This is a genomic window from Peiella sedimenti (genome assembly GCF_030504955.1).
GTDB classification, from domain to species: Bacteria; Pseudomonadota; Alphaproteobacteria; order Caulobacterales; family Caulobacteraceae; genus Brevundimonas; species Brevundimonas sedimenti.
In genome coordinates this window covers 345,507-360,459 of sequence record NZ_JAUKTR010000002.1, presented here as the reverse complement: position 1 = coordinate 360,459, position 14,953 = coordinate 345,507, and the positions used below count along the sequence as shown (strand labels likewise).

Here is a 14,953-nt window from a genome sequence, read left to right as displayed (position 1 = left end):
TTAGAGCTCCCGCTCGGCCAACATCTTCTTGGTTTCGGCGATGGCCTTGGCCGGATTCAGCCCCTTGGGGCAGACCTGGGCGCAGTTCATGATGGTGTGGCAGCGGTAGAGCTTGAAGGGGTCCTCCAAGTCGTCCAGCCGCTCCTCCGTGGCCTCATCGCGCGTGTCGGCCAGCCAGCGATAGGCCTGGAGCAGGGCCGCCGGCCCCAGGTATTTCTCCTGGTTCCACCAGTAGCTGGGGCAGCTGGTCGAGCAGCACGCGCACAGGATGCACTCATAAAGGCCGTCCAGCTTGGCGCGGTCCTCGGGGCTCTGCAGCCGCTCCTTTTCCGGGTCGGGCGTCTCGACCTTCAGATAGGGCATGATCGAGGCGTATTGGGCGTAGAACAGGGTCAGGTCCGGCACCAGATCCTTGACCACCGGCATGTGCGGCAGGGGCGCGATGGTCGCCTTGTCGCCCGACAGCTCGTCGCAGCCCTTGGTGCAGGCGAGGGTGTTGCGCCCGTCGATGTTCATGGCGCAGCTGCCGCAGATGCCTTCGCGGCACGAGCGGCGGAAGGTCAGGGTGGGGTCGATCTCGTTCTTGATGTGGATCAGGGCGTCCAGAACCATCGGCCCGTGATCGCCCGCCGGCACCTCATAGACGTCCCAGCGCGGATTGCCGGGGTTCTCCGGATCGTAGCGATAGACCTTGAACTCGCGCACGTCCTTGGCGCCCTCGGGCGCCTTCCAGCGCTTGCCTTGAGTGGGGCGAGAGCCCTTGGGGAGAGTGAGCTGAACCATCTCAGTACTTCCGCGCGCGCGGTTCGATGTAGCTGACCGCGTCGGTCAGAGTGAAGTTGTGCACCGGCCGGTAGTCGATGACCGGACGGCCCGATTGTAGGTCAAGCCAGGTCAGGGTGTGCTTCATCCACTCGGCGTCGTTGCGATCGGGGAAGTCCTCGCGCGCGTGGGCGCCCCGGCTTTCCGTGCGGTTGAGGGCGCCGTTCACGGTGACGATCGCCTGGCCCAGCAGGTTGTCGTACTCCAGGGTCTCGACCAGGTCGGTGTTCCAGATCATGCCCCGGTCGGTCACGCCGATGTCGCGGCTCTCGTCCCAGATGGCGGCTAGCCGGTCGACGCCCGACTGCAGGGACGGCCCGTCGCGGAACACGGCGGCGTCCTCCTGCATGGCCTTCTGCATCTTGAGGCGCAGGGCCGCCGTGGGCGTGCCGCCCGAGGCGTTGCGGAAGCGGTCGAAGCGGTCCAGGTGCGCCTCGGTATGGGCGGGGGTCGCGTCCGGCACGGCGCCAGGCTGCACCACCTCGGCGGCGCGCAGGCCCGCCGCCCGGCCGAAGACCACCAGGTCGATCAGGCTATTGGAGCCCAGGCGGTTCGCGCCGTGAACGCTGACGCAGGCGGCCTCGCCCACGGCCATCAGGCCCGGCACCACCTGGCTGTGATCGCCGCCGGCCTTGGTCAGCACCTCGCCGCGATAGTTCGTGGGGATGCCGCCCATATTGTAGTGGACGGTCGGCAGGACGGGGATCGGCTCCTTGGTCACGTCGACGCCGGCGAAGATTTTGGCGCTCTCGCTGATGCCGGGCAGGCGCTCGTGGATGACCGCCGGGTCCAGGTGATCCAGGTGCAGGTAGATGTGGTCCTTGTTGGGGCCCACGCCGCGCCCTTCGCGGATCTCGATGGTCATGGAGCGCGAAACCATGTCGCGCGGGGCAAGGTCCTTCACGGTGGGCGCATAGCGCTCCATGAAGCGCTCGCCTTCCGAGTTGGTCAGATAGCCGCCCTCGCCGCGCACCCCCTCGGTGATCAGGCACCCGGCGCCGTAGATGCCGGTGGGGTGGAACTGGACGAACTCCATGTCCTGGAGCGGCAGGCCCGCGCGCAGCACCATGGCGTTGCCGTCGCCGGTGCAGGTGTGGGCTGATGTCGCCGAGAAGTAGGCGCGGCCGTAGCCGCCGGTGGCCAGGATCACCAGCTTGGCGCGGAAGCGGTGCAGGGTGCCGTCGTCCAGCTTCCAGGCGGTGACGCCGCGGCACTCGCCGCCGTCCATGATCAGGTCCAGCGCGAAGTACTCGATGAAGAACTCCACCTGGCGGCGCACCGACTGGCCGTAGAGGGTGTGCAGGATGGCGTGGCCGGTCCGGTCGGCGGCGGCGCAGGTGCGCTGCACCGGGCCCTCGCCGAAGTTGCGCGTCATGCCGCCAAAGGCGCGCTGATAGATCTTGCCGTCATCCGTGCGGCTGAAGGGCACGCCCCAGTGCTCCAGCTCATAGACGGCCTTAGGCGCCTCGCGGCACAGGTATTCGATGGCGTCCTGGTCGCCCAGCCAGTCCGAGCCCTTGACGGTGTCGAACATGTGCCAGCGCCAGTCGTCCTCGCCCATGTTGCCGAGCGCGGCCGAGATGCCGCCCTGAGCCGCCACGGTATGGCTGCGGGTGGGAAAGACCTTGGTGACGCAGGCGGTCTTCAGTCCGGCCTGGGCGCAGCCGAGCGCGGCGCGGAGGCCCGAGCCCCCGGCGCCGACCACCACCACGTCATAGGCGTGATCGACGAAGGCATAGGCGGCCATGGGTTCTCTAGGCTCCGAACAGGGTGTTGGCGGGGCCGCTCAGGGCGACCTTGAGGATGGCGAACAGGGCCAACGCCCCGATCAGCCCGCAGACGAACAGATTGAGCAGCAGCAGCGCCGCCTTGTTCCCCGGCCGATGGATGTAATCCTCGACCACGACGCGCAGGCCCAGGCGCATGTGATCAACGCTGATCAACACGAACAGGGCCAGAAGGACGGCGTTGAGCGGCTGGCGCAGCCACTCCACCATGGCCTGGTAGCCGGCGCCGGCCAGGTGGGCGGCGGCCCAGAAGGCCCACAGGGACAGCGGGATCAGGGCGATGGCCTCGACCCGCTCCTTGATCCAGGTCCCGGCGCCGTGGCCGGCGGCCTTGGGCACCCGCACGCGCGCGGCGTCGATACGGCTCACAGCGAAATCCTCCCCTGGGCGAACAGCAGGGCCCAGAAGGCCACGGTGGCGACGGCGGCGAAGACGATCGTGCCCCAGGCCCAGGCGTTGGCCGACGGCACATCGAGGCTGCGGCCCGTGTCCCAGACCAGGTGCCGAAGCCCCGAGGCCAGATGATAGAAACCGGCCGCAGAGAAGGCGAACCAGAGCAACAGGCCGAGCCACGAGCCGCCGAAGGCCGCGAACCGCTCATAGGCCTCCGGCCCCGCCGCCAGGCTGAGCAGCCAGGCCGTGACCAGGATCGCGCCGATGTAGAGCCCGATCCCCGACATGCGGTGCAGGATCGAGGCCGCCATGGTCACGTGCCAGCGCCAGACCTGCAGGTGCGGGGACAGAGGCCGGGGATGCGGCGCCCGGAAGCGGCCGGTTTGATCGTCGCGCGGTTCGTTGGTGGGGTCGGCGGCCGGTCTGGCGGTCTCAGGTGTGGCCATGGAGCGGATGTCGTCCTCTAAGCCTTTGGCAAGCCCCGGGCGGCTCATCGGAAAATCGCCGCCACCGGTCGGCCCTGCTTTTGGAACCCGGCGCCCGCCCTGTCAACGGAAGGGAACCGGATCGTCGCGGGCGTCTTGCGAAGGAGAGCGGCGTGGGCTTGCATGGGTTCAGCCGCTGCTACGCATCACGGCGGAGATTGGATTGATCGCGCTTATCTTCAGCCTGGCCCTTGCGGCCCAAACTCAACCTGCGGCGCCGCCCTCAGATGAGGCGGCGGGCGCGCCGGCCGATACGCCGCCGGAGCAGCTGTATCAACCGCCCCGCGTGCGCCCTTTCGAGGTGGAGTTGGATCCAGGCGGTCAACCGCCCTTCCTGCCAGGGCGGCCGCCGGCGACGCCGGTACGGCTGGAGCGCTACGACGGCGCCTATGAGGGGCCGGCCACGGCCTTCGAACAGGCCTTCCAGAATGGCGTGGCCACCGCCTTCGCTGCGGGCCAGGCGCTGATGGGTCCGTTGGACGGGCTGTGGAGCGTACGGGGCGAGAACGGCGAGGCCCTGTTCGAGGTGGTCCTGACCGATCCGGGCGGCGATCTGCCGATGAGCGGCGGTTGGCGGGACCTGGCGGCGCCGGAGGGCTCGCCCCTGGCGGTGCAGGCCCTGGGCGCGGTGGTGCGCCGGGACGGCGGCGCGGTTCTGGCCCTGGGAACACGCCGCCTCAGCTTCACGCCCGACGGGCAGGGCGGCTGGCGCGGTCTTCTGGACGGCGAGCGGACCGTGACCCTCAGCCGGCAGTGAGGCCGAGCGCGGCCCTGAAGCGCTCCACCGCATCCGCCGCGCGGTCCCTCCAGGGCTCGGCCTGACCCACGCCCCAGACAGGCCTCGGCCAGGCGGCGTCGTCAGAACGCCGGCCAATCACATGGACATGCAGCTGGGGCGTCACGGTGCCCAGCGCGGCCACGTTCAGCTTCTCGACCGGCCCCCGATCGGTCCCGACCGCCCGGACGGCTTCGGACGCCACGGCGATCTCCTGCATCAGCCGCGCCTGATCCCCGGGCAACAGGTCGACCAGGTCGCGCGCGCCGTAGCGACGCGGGATCAGGATCAGCCAGGGAAAACGCGCGTCGTCGTGCAGGCGCACGTGACACAGCTCAAGCTCGCCGATCAGATGCGACGTGCCCTCGAAATCGGGATGAAGGGCGAAACCCACGCCCTCAACCCATCAGAAAGGCGTTCAGCTTGTTGCCGTCGGGATCGCGGAAATAGGCCGCATAGAAGCCGCCGTCGCCGCGCGGGCCGGGCGGGCCTTCGCAGGTTCCGCCGTGCTTGAGGGCGATCTCATACAGGCGGTCCACCTGTTCCTTCGACTTGGCCTCGAGCGCCACCATGACGCCGTTGCCGACGCTGGCCGCCTCGCCGTTGAAGGGTTTGGTCAGGCCGATGCCCGCCCCGGCGCCCGGCGTGCCCCAGGCGATGGCGCCCGGCCACTCCATCATGCGCGTCGTGCCCAGCTCGGCGGCCAGGGCGTCGTAGAATCTGGCCCCTCGCTGAAGATCGTTGGTGCCCAGCGTCACATAGCCGATCATGTTCCTCCCCCTCCCTCGGGGCGTGTCTAGTTGAGGCGGTAAACCACGCAGGCCTGGTCGGTCAGCTCCTGCAACGGCGGCGTCAGGGCCAGCTGCGCGGCCTCGACCGAGCTTTCGCCTCCTCGACCCGGCGCGCCCGGCGGGGGCGGCGGAGGAGGCGGGGGCGGGGCGGCCATGGGACGCGCGGCCCGCGAGCCCGTCACCACGATGCTGTCCGCGTCCACGTCGGTGGCCGTCATGGAGGCGCCGTAGGAGGGCCAGCCGGCCAGCACATCCGTCTGACAGGCGCGGCCCGTGGGATCGATCACCTGCACCCGACCCAGCGTGGCGCCGGCGTTCTGGGCGGCCTCGCGGGCGCGGCGGGCGGCGTCGCTGACGGCGGCGGCTTGGAGCCGGGTCTTGGTCTCGTTGTCCGGCTGCAGGGTGAAATAGACCGGGCTGACACTGGTGGGCTGGCCCTGCAGGACGCTGGCGTAGACCCGTTCGAGCACGGCCGTGTCGCGCACCTCGATACTGACCGTGGCGTTGGCCTCGTAGCGTTCGACCTGATCCGAGCGCTGGTTCTCGCGGATGTTCCCCTGTTCGTCGCGGTACTGCTCATAGAGCGGACGGATGTTGAGCGTGGTCGAGACCCGCACCCGGTCCTCGCCATAGGCCTGGAGCGCGCGGGACAGGGCGCGCACCTTGTCCGCCGCCTCGCTCTGGGCCTGGGCCGCCGTGCGGCTGATGGTCTGGAAACTGGCCTGGAACTGGGCCCGGTTGGCGGGGATCTCGGTGCGGACATAGCCGATGGAGGCGATAACCGGATCGCGCATCCACCAGGGCGCGGGCACGTAGCGGTCGCCCACCGTGGCGGGGGGCACCTGGGCCAGGGCGACCGAGAGCGGGGCCAGGGTCATGGCCGAGGCGGCGGCCAACAGGGTCAGGCGGCGAAAAGCAGACATGACGATTCCCTCTCAAGGCCGCATCGGGCCCAACCAATCCGACGGAATTGCGGCAAGGCGAACTCGGTTCCCCGAGAGCGGATCGCCCGCCCCTTGCTCCGGCCCGGCGTGGGGGCTAGACCGCGCGCGCATCCCCATTCGAGACGGAGGCCAGACATGGCTCGCGCGAAGATCGCCCTCATCGGCGCCGGCATGATCGGCGGCACCCTCGCCCACATCTGCGCGCGCGAGGCCCTGGGCGACGTGATCCTGTTCGACATCGCCGAGGGCACGCCGCAGGGCAAGGGCCTGGATATCGCCGAGGCCACCGCCGTGTTCGGCCAGGACGTGGCCCTGAAGGGCGCCAACGACTACGCCGACATCGCAGGCGCCGACGTCTGCATCGTCACCGCCGGCGTGCCGCGCAAGCCGGGCATGAGCCGCGACGACCTGATCGGCATCAACCTGAAGGTCATGAAGGCCGTGGGCGAGGGCATCGCCAAGCACGCGCCGGAAGCCTTCGTCATCTGCATCACCAACCCGCTGGACGCCATGGTCTGGGCCCTGCAGAAGTTCTCGGGCCTGCCCAAGGAGAAGGTCGTCGGCATGGCCGGCGTGCTGGACAGCGCCCGCTTCGCCTACTTCCTGGCCGAGAAGACCGGCGTTTCGGTGCAGGACATCCACGCCTGGACCCTGGGCGGCCATGGCGACGACATGGTGCCGATGGTGCGTCACTCGACCATCGGCGGCCTGCCCCTGCCAGACGCGGTCAAGGCCGGCTTCCTGAGCCAGGCGGACCTCGACGCCATCGTCGAGCGCACCCGCAAGGGCGGCGGCGAGATCGTGGCCCTGCTCAAGACCGGCTCGGCCTTCTACGCCCCCGCGGAAAGCGCCATCGCCATGGCCAAGTCCTACCTGCTGGACCAGAAGCGCGTCCTGCCCTGCGCCGTCTGGGTGTCGGGCGAGTACGGCCTGTCGGACCTTTATGTGGGCGTGCCCGCCCTGATCGGCGCCTCCGGCGTCGAGAAGGTGGTCGAGTTCACCACCGACGAGTCGGAAAAGGCCATGCTGGCCAAGTCCGTGGACTCGGTGAAGGGCCTGATCGAGGCGTGCAAGCAGCAGGACCCGTCCCTGGCCTGAACCGGCCCCATCTGACGATGGGGGCGGACAGGATGCGGACGGCCCGGACTGCAAAAATACCGTCCGAAGCGTCCGAAGCGTCCAGATAATCGACGAAGCGAAAGACCCCGACCCGCGAGTGTACCGGACCCGGGAGGGAGCGTGGACAAGCCGCGGCCGTCCGTGCGTTCAAGCCGCTTGACGACGACGCCCTTGCGTGAGGCCATGGGCGCATGGCCCTGGTCCTGATCGAGCGATTTCACGAGGTCTATGAGGCCGAGCTGGCGCGCGCCCTGCTGGACAGCCACGGCATTGAGGCGGTGGTCGCCGACACGGGCCTCGCCACCATCGATCCCCTGATGCAGCGGGCCCTCGGCGGGACGCGGCTGATGGCGCCGGCCAGCCAGGCCGACGCCGCCCGCGAGCTGTTGGCCCGGGCCCAGCGGGGCGAACTGGCGCTGGCGGAGGGCGACGATCTGCCCCGGCGCGAGGGCGGGCCTGGGCTGGCCGTGGCCACCCTGGCCGCCGTGACCATGGCGCCTGAGCTGGCCCTGGGGGTGTCCGGCGGCAAGGGGCGCATGTCCCTGGTGCGGATCGTCGGCCTGGCCCTGGTGGCCCTGGCGAGCGTGGGGTTCCTGCTGATCTTCGCCGCGAACCTGCTGGCCTAGATCACGCCCTTGTGGCGCAGGGCGTTCAGGTCGTCCGGGGTCAAGCCCAGGCTCTCGGCCAGCACCTGATCCGTATCGGCGCCGAGGGCCGGCGGCGGGCGATCGTAGGCGGCGGGGGTCTGCGACAGGCGGATCGGATTGGCGGGAGTGCGGACGGTCCCGGCCAGGTCGGCCCGCGTCTGCTCCACCGTCAGGCCGCGATGGAGGGCTTGAGGCTCGGCGAAGACCTGATCGACGGTGTTGATGGGGCCGCAAGGCACGCCCGCCGCCTCAAGCCGCGCCAGCCAGTCGGCCGTGCTGCGGGCGGCGAAGAGGGGGGCCAGGGCCTGTACCATCTCGCCCCGGTGCTCGACGCGCAGGGCGTTGGTGGGAAAGCGCGGATCATCCGCGAGGCCGGGCGCGTCCAGAGCCCGGCACAGGGCCTGGAACTGGCCGTCATTGCCCACGGCCACGACCACCGCCCCGTCCTGGGTGGCGAAGGGCTGGTAGGGGGCGAGGTTCGGGTGGGCGTTGCCCATGCGCCGGGGCGCCTTGCCGGACGCGAACCAGTTGGTGGCCTGGTTGGCCAGCATGGCCGCCTGGACGTCGAACAGGGCCAGGTCGATGTGCTGGCCCTGGCCGGTGGCGCGGGCGTGCAGCAGGGCGGCGAGAATGCCGTTCGACGCATAGAGACCGGTGAAGAGGTCGGCCACAGCCACCCCCACCTTCATGGGCTCTGCGCCCGGCGCGCCGTCCGGCTGGCCGGTGATAGACATCAGCCCGCCCATGGCCTGGATCATGTAGTCGTAGCCCGCACGCGGGGCGTAGGGGCCGTCCTGACCGAAGCCGGTGATGGAGCAATAGACCAGCCGGGGGTTGGCGGCGCTGAGGCTGGCGTAGTCGAGCCCGTACTTCTTCAAGCCGCCGACCTTGAAGTTCTCCACCAGCACGTCGGCCCGTTCGGCCAGGCGGCGGATCAGGGCGGCGCCGTCGGGTTGGGCCATGTCGACCGTGACCGAACGCTTGTTGCGGTTGGCGCAGAGGAAGTAGGCCGCGTCGCCGCGCGCGCCGGTCGTGGTGGTTGTGAAGGGCGGGCCCCAGGCGCGGGTGTCGTCGCCCGCGCCCGGCCTCTCGATCTTGATGACCTCGGCGCCGAGGTCGGCCAGGAGCTGGGTCGCCCAGGGCCCGGCGAGGACGCGGCTGAGGTCGAGGACTTTGACGCCGGAGAGGGGGCCTTGGGTCATGGGCCTTTGACTAGCCCGTCTCCATTCAGCGGAGAAGGCGGTTCTCGAATGCGGGCCGAAGCAGCGGGAGGGAAGGAACCCCCTCATCCGGCGCTTGCGCGCCACCTTCTTCCACAAGGGGAGAAGGGAAAAGGACTTATCTCCTGGATGAGGACAGCCGGGCGGACCGGGAGCGCGTCAAGGACGCGCCTGAAAGGCGCGCCGCTCGCGCGGTGGCCGAAGGCCATCCTTGACCCGATCCGGCCGCCCGGCACAGTGGCCGGCAAGAGATAAGGCGGAATCTGGCCGCGGTCAGGCCTTGCTGTGAGGTTCGCCGCCCCGCCGCGCGCGCAGTTCGTCGGCCATGGAGAATATCTCCTCGGAGACACGGGTCTTGAAGAGGGCCGGCACGAGGGCGTGGGTGAGCGCCATCAGCCCCGCGCCGATCAGGCGAAAGCCGTAGCGCGAGGCGGCGAGCGCGTGCTCGCTATAACCTTCGCCCACCTCGGCCGGATGGGCGGCGAACAGGCGATGGATGAGGCCGCCCCGCCTTCCGTTCCCGCTGTCCTTGAATGACGCCGTCATGGCCGCCCCTACCTCTGCCGTGCGGTTTGGCGTAGAAGCCCGCCCATCGCAACCGCCTGACCCCAATCACCGAAGCCTGACCGCCATGACCGACGCCGCCGCCAAGACTTTCCGCTGGGACGACCCGCTCGACCTTCAGGGCCGCCTGACCGAGGATGAGCGCATGGTGGCCGAGACGGCGCGGGCCTATGCGCGCGACGCCCTGATGCCGCGGGTCATCTCGGCCTTCGCCGAGGAGCGGTTCGACCCCGAGATCATGACCGAGATGGGCGAGCTGGGCCTGTTGGGCGCGACCCTGCCGGAACAGTACGGCGGCGCGGGCCTGAGCCACGTGGCCTATGGCCTGATGGCGCGCGAGGTGGAGGCGGTCGACAGCGGCTATCGCTCTGCCATGAGCGTGCAGAGCTCGCTGGCCATGTATCCGATCTACGCCTTCGGCTCGGATGAACAGAAGTCGAAGTTCCTGCCCGAGATGGCGGCGGGCAAGCTGATCGGCTGTTTCGGCCTGACCGAGGCGGACGGGGGGTCGGACCCGGCGTCCATGAAGACCCGCGCTGACCGGGTGGACGGCGGCTACCGGCTGAACGGCGCCAAGTACTGGATCACCAACAGCCCCATCAGCCACCTGGCGGTGGTCTGGGCCAAGCTGGACGGCGACATCCGGGGCTTCATCGTGGAGCGCGACTTCGACGGCTTCTCCACCACCAAGATCGGCGACAAGCTGTCCTTGCGCGCCTCGATCACCGGCGACATCGGGCTGAACGACGTGTTCGTGCCCGAGGCCAACATCCTGCCGGGCGTGAAGGGTCTGCGCGGTCCCTTCAGCTGCCTGAACAAGGCCCGCTATGGGATTGCGTGGGGCGCCATGGGAGCGGCGGAGTTCTGCTTCCACGCCGCGCGGGAATATGTGGGCGAGCGCATGCTGTTCGGCCGGCCCCTGTCGTCGCGCCAGCTGGTGCAGAAGAAGCTGGCCGACATGCAGACCGAAATCTTCCTGGGCTTTGAGGGCGCGCTGGCCCTGGGACGGCGGCTGGACGCGGGCGACTGGGTTCCCGAGGCCATCTCGATGATGAAGCGAAACAACTGCGGCAAGGCCCTGGCCATTGCGCGCGAGGCCCGCGACATGCACGGCGGGGCCGGGATCACCGGCGAGCACCACGTCATGCGCCACGCCATGAACCTGGAGACGGTCAACACCTATGAGGGGGCCCACGACGTGCACGCCCTGATCCTGGGTCGGGCCATCACCGGGCAAAGCGCCTTTTGATGAGCGAGCCCCAGGGCGAACCGAGGGGCCGGCTGGTCGGCCGCGTCATCGCCATGCCGGCGGACACCAACCCCGAGGGCGACATCTTCGGCGGCTGGCTGCTGGCGCACATGGACCTGGCGGGCGCGACCCCGGCCTTCGAGGCGGCGGGCGGGCGCTGCGTGACCGTGGCGGTGGACGCCATGGTGTTCCACGAGCCCGTGGCCGTGGGCGACGAGGTGACCATCTACGCCAGCCTGCTGACCACCGGGCGCACCTCGATCCGGGTGCATGTGGAGGCCTGGAAGCGGGCCCGCAACGACCCCAGGGCTCAGGAGGTGCGGGTGACCGAGGGGGTCTTCACCTATGTGGCCATCGGCGACGACCGCCGGCCTCGGCCGCTGACGCCTGAGGCCTGACACCTGAGGCCTGACACCTGAGACCCCTGGCCTGATCAGTCCTCTTCGGGGGCGCGGCCGCCGCTGAGGCCGGGATCGTAGAGGCCCGTGACCGCCCGGGCGACGAAGCCTTCGGGCCGGACGCGGGGGCCGTAGCGGGCGCAGGGGTCAGGGTCCGGCACAGCGCCGGCCGGGCGCGCCTCTCCGGCCAGGGCGTCCGCGGCCATGTCCCCGAAGGTCTCGGCGAACTGGTGTGCGTCGCCCACGCGCGACAGGGACGGATTGTCGGTTCCCACCACATTGGCGTCGCGCGCGAACATAAGGGCCGCGGCCTGGCGCCCGTCCGGGGTCAGGAGCTCGGCCTCGGCCGCGAGGCCGCCCGTCGTGCCGGGGGCGCGCAGGCCGATGGGTCCGGGGATGAACTGGCCCGCCACCGCAGAGGCGGCCGAGGCGACGCGGCCGGTGGGGCTGATGCGAGTGGCGGCGACGCGCACCCGGCCCGCCTGATCGTCTTCGGGGCCGGCGAGGGCGAAACGTTCGCTGAGCTCGTAGCAGACCTGGCGGTCGATCTCGTTCAGCACCAGGGCGCGCTCCGCCTCGGTCAGGTCCTGAGGCGCCGCGCCCGTGGTCAGCACGGCGGGCTCGATGCGGACCCGCTCGAGGCCGCGCACCAGAGCTTCGTCGCGCCGCTGGCGCACCGAGGCGCGCACGGTGTCGCCGCGCGCCTGCAGACCCTCATAGCTGGTCAGGAAGCCGGACTGGGGCGCGGGCGCGGTGGCGCAGGCGGCTGAGACGAGGCCGAGCGCGGCGGCGGCGATGATCGGTCGTGAGCGAGGCATGCGACCTATACGCCGCGCATCGGCGCGCGGTTCAGCGGCGCTTTGCCTGTCGTCAGGGCGAAAGGCTCGCGCTAGGCTTCATCCATGATCAAGACCGTCCGCTCCCGCCTGTTGCTCACCGCCGCCCTCGGCGCCCTGATCGGCGCCTCGCCCGCCCTGGCCCAGACGCGGCCGTCCGCAGAACTTTCGGCCTATGACGCCGAGCGGGGCGTGTTCAGCTTTGCGCGGCTGCTGGAGCCGGCCCTGGCGGCGGCGCCCCAGGTCATCACCCTGGCCCGGCCGCGCGGCCCTCGCACCGCGGGCGGCCAGGCCGAGCTGCGTGAGATCACGGGCGGATCGGGCGTGGTGCTGGACGCGGCGGCGGGCATCATCGTCACCAACGAGCACGTGGTGCGCAACGGCGAGGCCTTCCGCGTGGAGCTGGCCGACGGCCGCATCGTCGAGGCCGAGCTGCTGGGCGCCGACGCCGCCACCGACCTGGCCGTGCTGAAGATCGAGGCGCCGCGCCTGACCCAGGTGGAGGTGGCCGATTCCGACACCCTGAGGACCGGCGACCTGGCCTTCGCCGTGGGCTATCCGCTGGGTCTGGACCAGACCGTGACCATGGGCGTGGTCTCGGGCCTGGGCCGCTCAGGGATCGGCGACGCCATCGAGGACTACATCCAGACCGACGCGGCCGTGAACACGGGCAACTCGGGTGGGCCTCTGCTGGACAGCCGGGGCCGGCTGATCGGCATCAACACGGCCATCCTGTCGGGCGGCGGCGGCGGCAACGACGGCATCGCCTTCGCCGTGCCGACCCGCATCGTCACGGCGGTGGTGGATCAGATCCGGGCCACCGGCCAGGTGCGGCGCGGGCGCATCGGGGTGACCACGGTGACCCTGACGGCGGCGCGGGCGCGCGAGCTGGGTCTCAGCTCGAACCGGGGCGCGGTGGTGGAGGACGTGGTCCCCGGCTCGCCCGCGGCGCGCGCCGGCCTGCAGCGGAACGACATCATCGTCGAGGTCCAGGGCCGTCCCATCGCCACCTCCGGGGCGGTCAGTTCGGCGGTCGGCATCGTTCAGCCCGGCACGGTGCTGAACGTGGCCTATCTGCGGGACGGAGATCGTCGGGCCGTGCAGCTGACGGTGGAGGAGCCCCAGCCCGCCCGGGTCGTGCGCTCGGGCGACCAGGCCGAGGCGCTGGGCGCGGGCTTCCGCTCTCACCCCGCCGAGGGCGAGACGCCGGCGGGGGCCCTAGTGACGTCGGTGGGCCCGGGCACGGCGGCGGCCCGCAGCGGACTGCAGGCCGGCGACCTGATCGTGCAGGCGGGGACGCAGACCGTGACCAACGCCGAGGATCTGGCCAAGGCCATCAGCGAAAGCGAAGGCGCGCTGACGCTGGAGGTCCTGCGCGACGGTCAGGCCCTGGCCATCACGCTGCGGGACTGAGGGTCCGAAAACGCAAAACGCCCGCGCGCCTGGAGGGGGGAGGGGGGCGCACGGGCGTCTCGCTTTGAAGCTGTCGGCGGCCTGGCCCCAAGATCACGGGGGGCTGGGGGGGCTGTTCAGGATCCGGGACCACCGGGACCAAAACCGCCGACAGGCTCAAGATGGAAAGCCAAGGGGGCGGCGCAAGGACCGAAATGAGACCTTTTCGTGGTTACAGATTAACGCAGCGGGCGGGCGGTCCGGCTCCGCTTGGCTTGCGGCCGTCAGGCTCATAGATTCTCCGGCGATGAGCCTTGATCCCCTGGGCCAGGCCCTTGGCGGCCCCGTCTTCTTCGAGCGGCGCGAGCTGGACCTGATCCTGAGGGTCTACGGCCGCATGGTGGCCCAGGGCGAATGGCGCGACTACGCCATGGCGCCGGGCCGGGACGCCTGTGAGTTCGCCGTCTTCCGGCGGACCGGCGACAGCCCCGCCTACCGCATTGAGAAGCGTCCGGCCCTGGCTCGGAAGCAGGGGGCCTGGGCCGTGTTCGGCGAGGGCGGCCAGATCCTGAAGCGCGGCCGCGAACTGGACCAGGTGCTGCGGGTGTTCGATGCGCGCCGCTTCAGCGTCGTGGACTGACCCCCCATACGAAAAAGGCCCCGGCGAACCGGGGCCTTCGTCATTCCGGCTGTTCTGCCGCCTAGTTGCGGCTGCCGCCCATGAGGCGAAGCAGGAACAGGAACAGGTTCATGAACGAGATGAACAGGCTGAGCGCGCCCCAGTTCGTCAGCACGCCCAGGGATTCCCCGCCCCTGCGCTGGGCCTCGTAGTAGCCGAGCTTGAGGTGCTGGGTGTCGGCCGCGATCAGGCCGGCGAAGATAAGCACCCCGGCGATGTTGATGAGGAAGTACATCATCGGGTTCTGCACGGCCGGCAGAAACATAAAGGCCAGGCTGGCCAGGATCAGGCCGATCACTCCCATGAACAGGAAGCTGCGCACGGGCCCCAGATTCATCTTGGTGGTGTAGCCGAACAGGGACAGGCCCGCGAAGGCGCCCGCCGTGATCAGGAAGGTGGTGGCGATCGAAGCGCCTGAATAGGCCAGGAAGATCACGCCCAGGCCCGCGCCGAAGGCGGCCACGACCATCCAGTAGAGCAGACCCGTGCCGCGCGCCGTCGGGTTGCGCATGGCGAACATGGAGATCAGCAGCATGGCCAGCGGCGACCACTGCACGATCGTGCCGAGCAGGGTAAAGCCGGTCAGGCGGCCGTCGGGCGTCGTCACGAACATGAGGTCGCGCACCGCCGGCACATAGGCCGTGGTCCAGGCCAGGGCGGCCGCCACGGCCAGGCCCAGGGCCAGCTTGTTGTAAACGCCGAGCATGAAGGCGCGCAGGCCGGCGTCGAGCGCGGCTTCGCTGCGAGCCGGGGCGCCGGCGAGGTCGCGATTGAAGTCGTTCATCGTCTTTCCTGGTCTCCAAAGGAGGTCTGCCCGAAATATTGGGAGACGGGGCCCGGAACACAAGGAAA

General features: G+C 70.2%; 18 protein-coding genes. 7 read left to right on the top strand and 11 right to left on the bottom strand.

All coding sequences use genetic code 11. The annotated features are described in order from the left end of the window. The 4 genes from Q0812_RS06765 to sdhC are packed head-to-tail and all read right to left on the bottom strand — an operon-like array spanning position 1 to position 3,448. Entirely contained in the window at positions 1-783 is a 783-nt protein-coding gene (locus tag Q0812_RS06765) for a succinate dehydrogenase iron-sulfur subunit (RefSeq protein WP_302109551.1), read from the bottom strand. Position 784: 1 nt separating this feature from the next. Beyond that, the gene (gene sdhA / locus Q0812_RS06760) at positions 785-2,569 is read right to left on the bottom strand and encodes a succinate dehydrogenase flavoprotein subunit (RefSeq protein ID WP_302109550.1); all 1,785 of its coding nucleotides are present in this window, start codon (positions 2,567-2,569) and stop codon (positions 785-787) included. A gap of 7 nt (positions 2,570-2,576) precedes the next feature. Next, positions 2,577-2,978, bottom strand: a complete 402-nt coding sequence (sdhD, locus tag Q0812_RS06755) for a succinate dehydrogenase, hydrophobic membrane anchor protein (protein ID WP_302109549.1) — start codon at positions 2,976-2,978, stop codon at positions 2,577-2,579. Continuing rightward, positions 2,975-3,448 carry a succinate dehydrogenase, cytochrome b556 subunit gene (sdhC, locus tag Q0812_RS06750; protein ID WP_302109548.1) on the bottom strand — a complete coding sequence of 158 codons (474 nt, stop codon included), beginning with the start codon at positions 3,446-3,448 and terminating at the stop codon, positions 2,975-2,977. The genes sdhD and sdhC overlap by 4 nt, the downstream gene beginning before the upstream one ends. Positions 3,449-3,650: 202 nt before the next feature. Here sdhC and Q0812_RS06745 point away from each other — a divergent pair, with 202 nt between their 5' ends. Further along, positions 3,651-4,244, top strand: a complete 594-nt coding sequence (locus tag Q0812_RS06745) for a hypothetical protein (RefSeq protein WP_302109547.1) — start codon at positions 3,651-3,653, stop codon at positions 4,242-4,244. Here Q0812_RS06745 and Q0812_RS06740 read toward each other — a convergent pair. From Q0812_RS06740 to Q0812_RS06730, 3 genes are read right to left on the bottom strand one after another with little or no spacing between them, the layout of a single operon-like run. Further along, positions 4,231-4,656 carry an HIT domain-containing protein gene (locus Q0812_RS06740; RefSeq protein ID WP_302109546.1) on the bottom strand — a complete coding sequence of 142 codons (426 nt, stop codon included), beginning with the start codon at positions 4,654-4,656 and terminating at the stop codon, positions 4,231-4,233. The genes Q0812_RS06745 and Q0812_RS06740 overlap by 14 nt on opposite strands. Before the next feature lie 4 nt (positions 4,657-4,660). After that, positions 4,661-5,032, bottom strand: coding sequence for a VOC family protein (locus Q0812_RS06735; protein ID WP_302109545.1), 372 nt, complete (start codon positions 5,030-5,032; stop codon positions 4,661-4,663). A gap of 26 nt (positions 5,033-5,058) precedes the next feature. Continuing rightward, positions 5,059-5,976 (bottom strand): SIMPL domain-containing protein, encoded by a 918-nt coding sequence (locus tag Q0812_RS06730; protein WP_302109544.1) that lies wholly within the window; start codon positions 5,974-5,976, stop codon positions 5,059-5,061. A gap of 156 nt (positions 5,977-6,132) precedes the next feature. Here Q0812_RS06730 and mdh point away from each other — a divergent pair, with 156 nt between their 5' ends. Together mdh and Q0812_RS06720 are read left to right on the top strand one after the other, a co-directional pair. Beyond that, complete coding sequence (gene mdh / locus Q0812_RS06725; RefSeq protein WP_302109543.1) at positions 6,133-7,095, top strand: malate dehydrogenase; 963 nt, start codon at positions 6,133-6,135, stop codon at positions 7,093-7,095. Positions 7,096-7,307: 212 nt separating this feature from the next. Then, positions 7,308-7,742 (top strand): putative signal transducing protein, encoded by a 435-nt coding sequence (locus Q0812_RS06720; protein ID WP_302109542.1) that lies wholly within the window; start codon positions 7,308-7,310, stop codon positions 7,740-7,742. Here the strand turns inward: Q0812_RS06720 and Q0812_RS06715 are convergent. Together Q0812_RS06715 and Q0812_RS06710 are read right to left on the bottom strand one after the other, a co-directional pair. Beyond that, positions 7,739-8,965 (bottom strand): CaiB/BaiF CoA transferase family protein, encoded by a 1,227-nt coding sequence (locus tag Q0812_RS06715; protein WP_302109541.1) that lies wholly within the window; start codon positions 8,963-8,965, stop codon positions 7,739-7,741. The genes Q0812_RS06720 and Q0812_RS06715 overlap by 4 nt on opposite strands. A 291-nt stretch (positions 8,966-9,256) precedes the next feature. Beyond that, positions 9,257-9,529 carry a DUF6356 family protein gene (locus Q0812_RS06710; RefSeq protein ID WP_302109540.1) on the bottom strand — a complete coding sequence of 91 codons (273 nt, stop codon included), beginning with the start codon at positions 9,527-9,529 and terminating at the stop codon, positions 9,257-9,259. 85 nt (positions 9,530-9,614) lie between these two features. Here Q0812_RS06710 and Q0812_RS06705 point away from each other — a divergent pair, with 85 nt between their 5' ends. Both Q0812_RS06705 and Q0812_RS06700 read left to right on the top strand, forming a co-directional pair. Further along, positions 9,615-10,796, top strand: a complete 1,182-nt coding sequence (locus Q0812_RS06705; RefSeq protein ID WP_302109539.1) for an acyl-CoA dehydrogenase — start codon at positions 9,615-9,617, stop codon at positions 10,794-10,796. Beyond that, positions 10,796-11,194 carry an acyl-CoA thioesterase gene (locus Q0812_RS06700; RefSeq protein ID WP_302109538.1) on the top strand — a complete coding sequence of 133 codons (399 nt, stop codon included), beginning with the start codon at positions 10,796-10,798 and terminating at the stop codon, positions 11,192-11,194. The genes Q0812_RS06705 and Q0812_RS06700 overlap by 1 nt, the downstream gene beginning before the upstream one ends. A gap of 35 nt (positions 11,195-11,229) precedes the next feature. Here the strand turns inward: Q0812_RS06700 and Q0812_RS06695 are convergent, their stop codons facing one another. Further along, positions 11,230-12,012, bottom strand: coding sequence for a DUF3313 family protein (locus tag Q0812_RS06695; protein WP_302109537.1), 783 nt, complete (start codon positions 12,010-12,012; stop codon positions 11,230-11,232). Positions 12,013-12,096: 84 nt separating this feature from the next. Between Q0812_RS06695 and Q0812_RS06690 the strand changes: the two genes are divergently transcribed. Both Q0812_RS06690 and Q0812_RS06685 read left to right on the top strand, forming a co-directional pair. Continuing rightward, entirely contained in the window at positions 12,097-13,443 is a 1,347-nt protein-coding gene (locus tag Q0812_RS06690; RefSeq protein WP_302109536.1) for a trypsin-like peptidase domain-containing protein, read from the top strand. A gap of 286 nt (positions 13,444-13,729) precedes the next feature. Then, entirely contained in the window at positions 13,730-14,062 is a 333-nt protein-coding gene (locus Q0812_RS06685; protein ID WP_302109535.1) for a DUF2794 domain-containing protein, read from the top strand. Positions 14,063-14,123: 61 nt separating this feature from the next. Here the strand turns inward: Q0812_RS06685 and Q0812_RS06680 are convergent, their stop codons facing one another. Beyond that, entirely contained in the window at positions 14,124-14,885 is a 762-nt protein-coding gene (locus tag Q0812_RS06680) for a Bax inhibitor-1/YccA family protein (protein WP_302109534.1), read from the bottom strand. Positions 14,886-14,953: the final 68 nt, after the last annotated feature.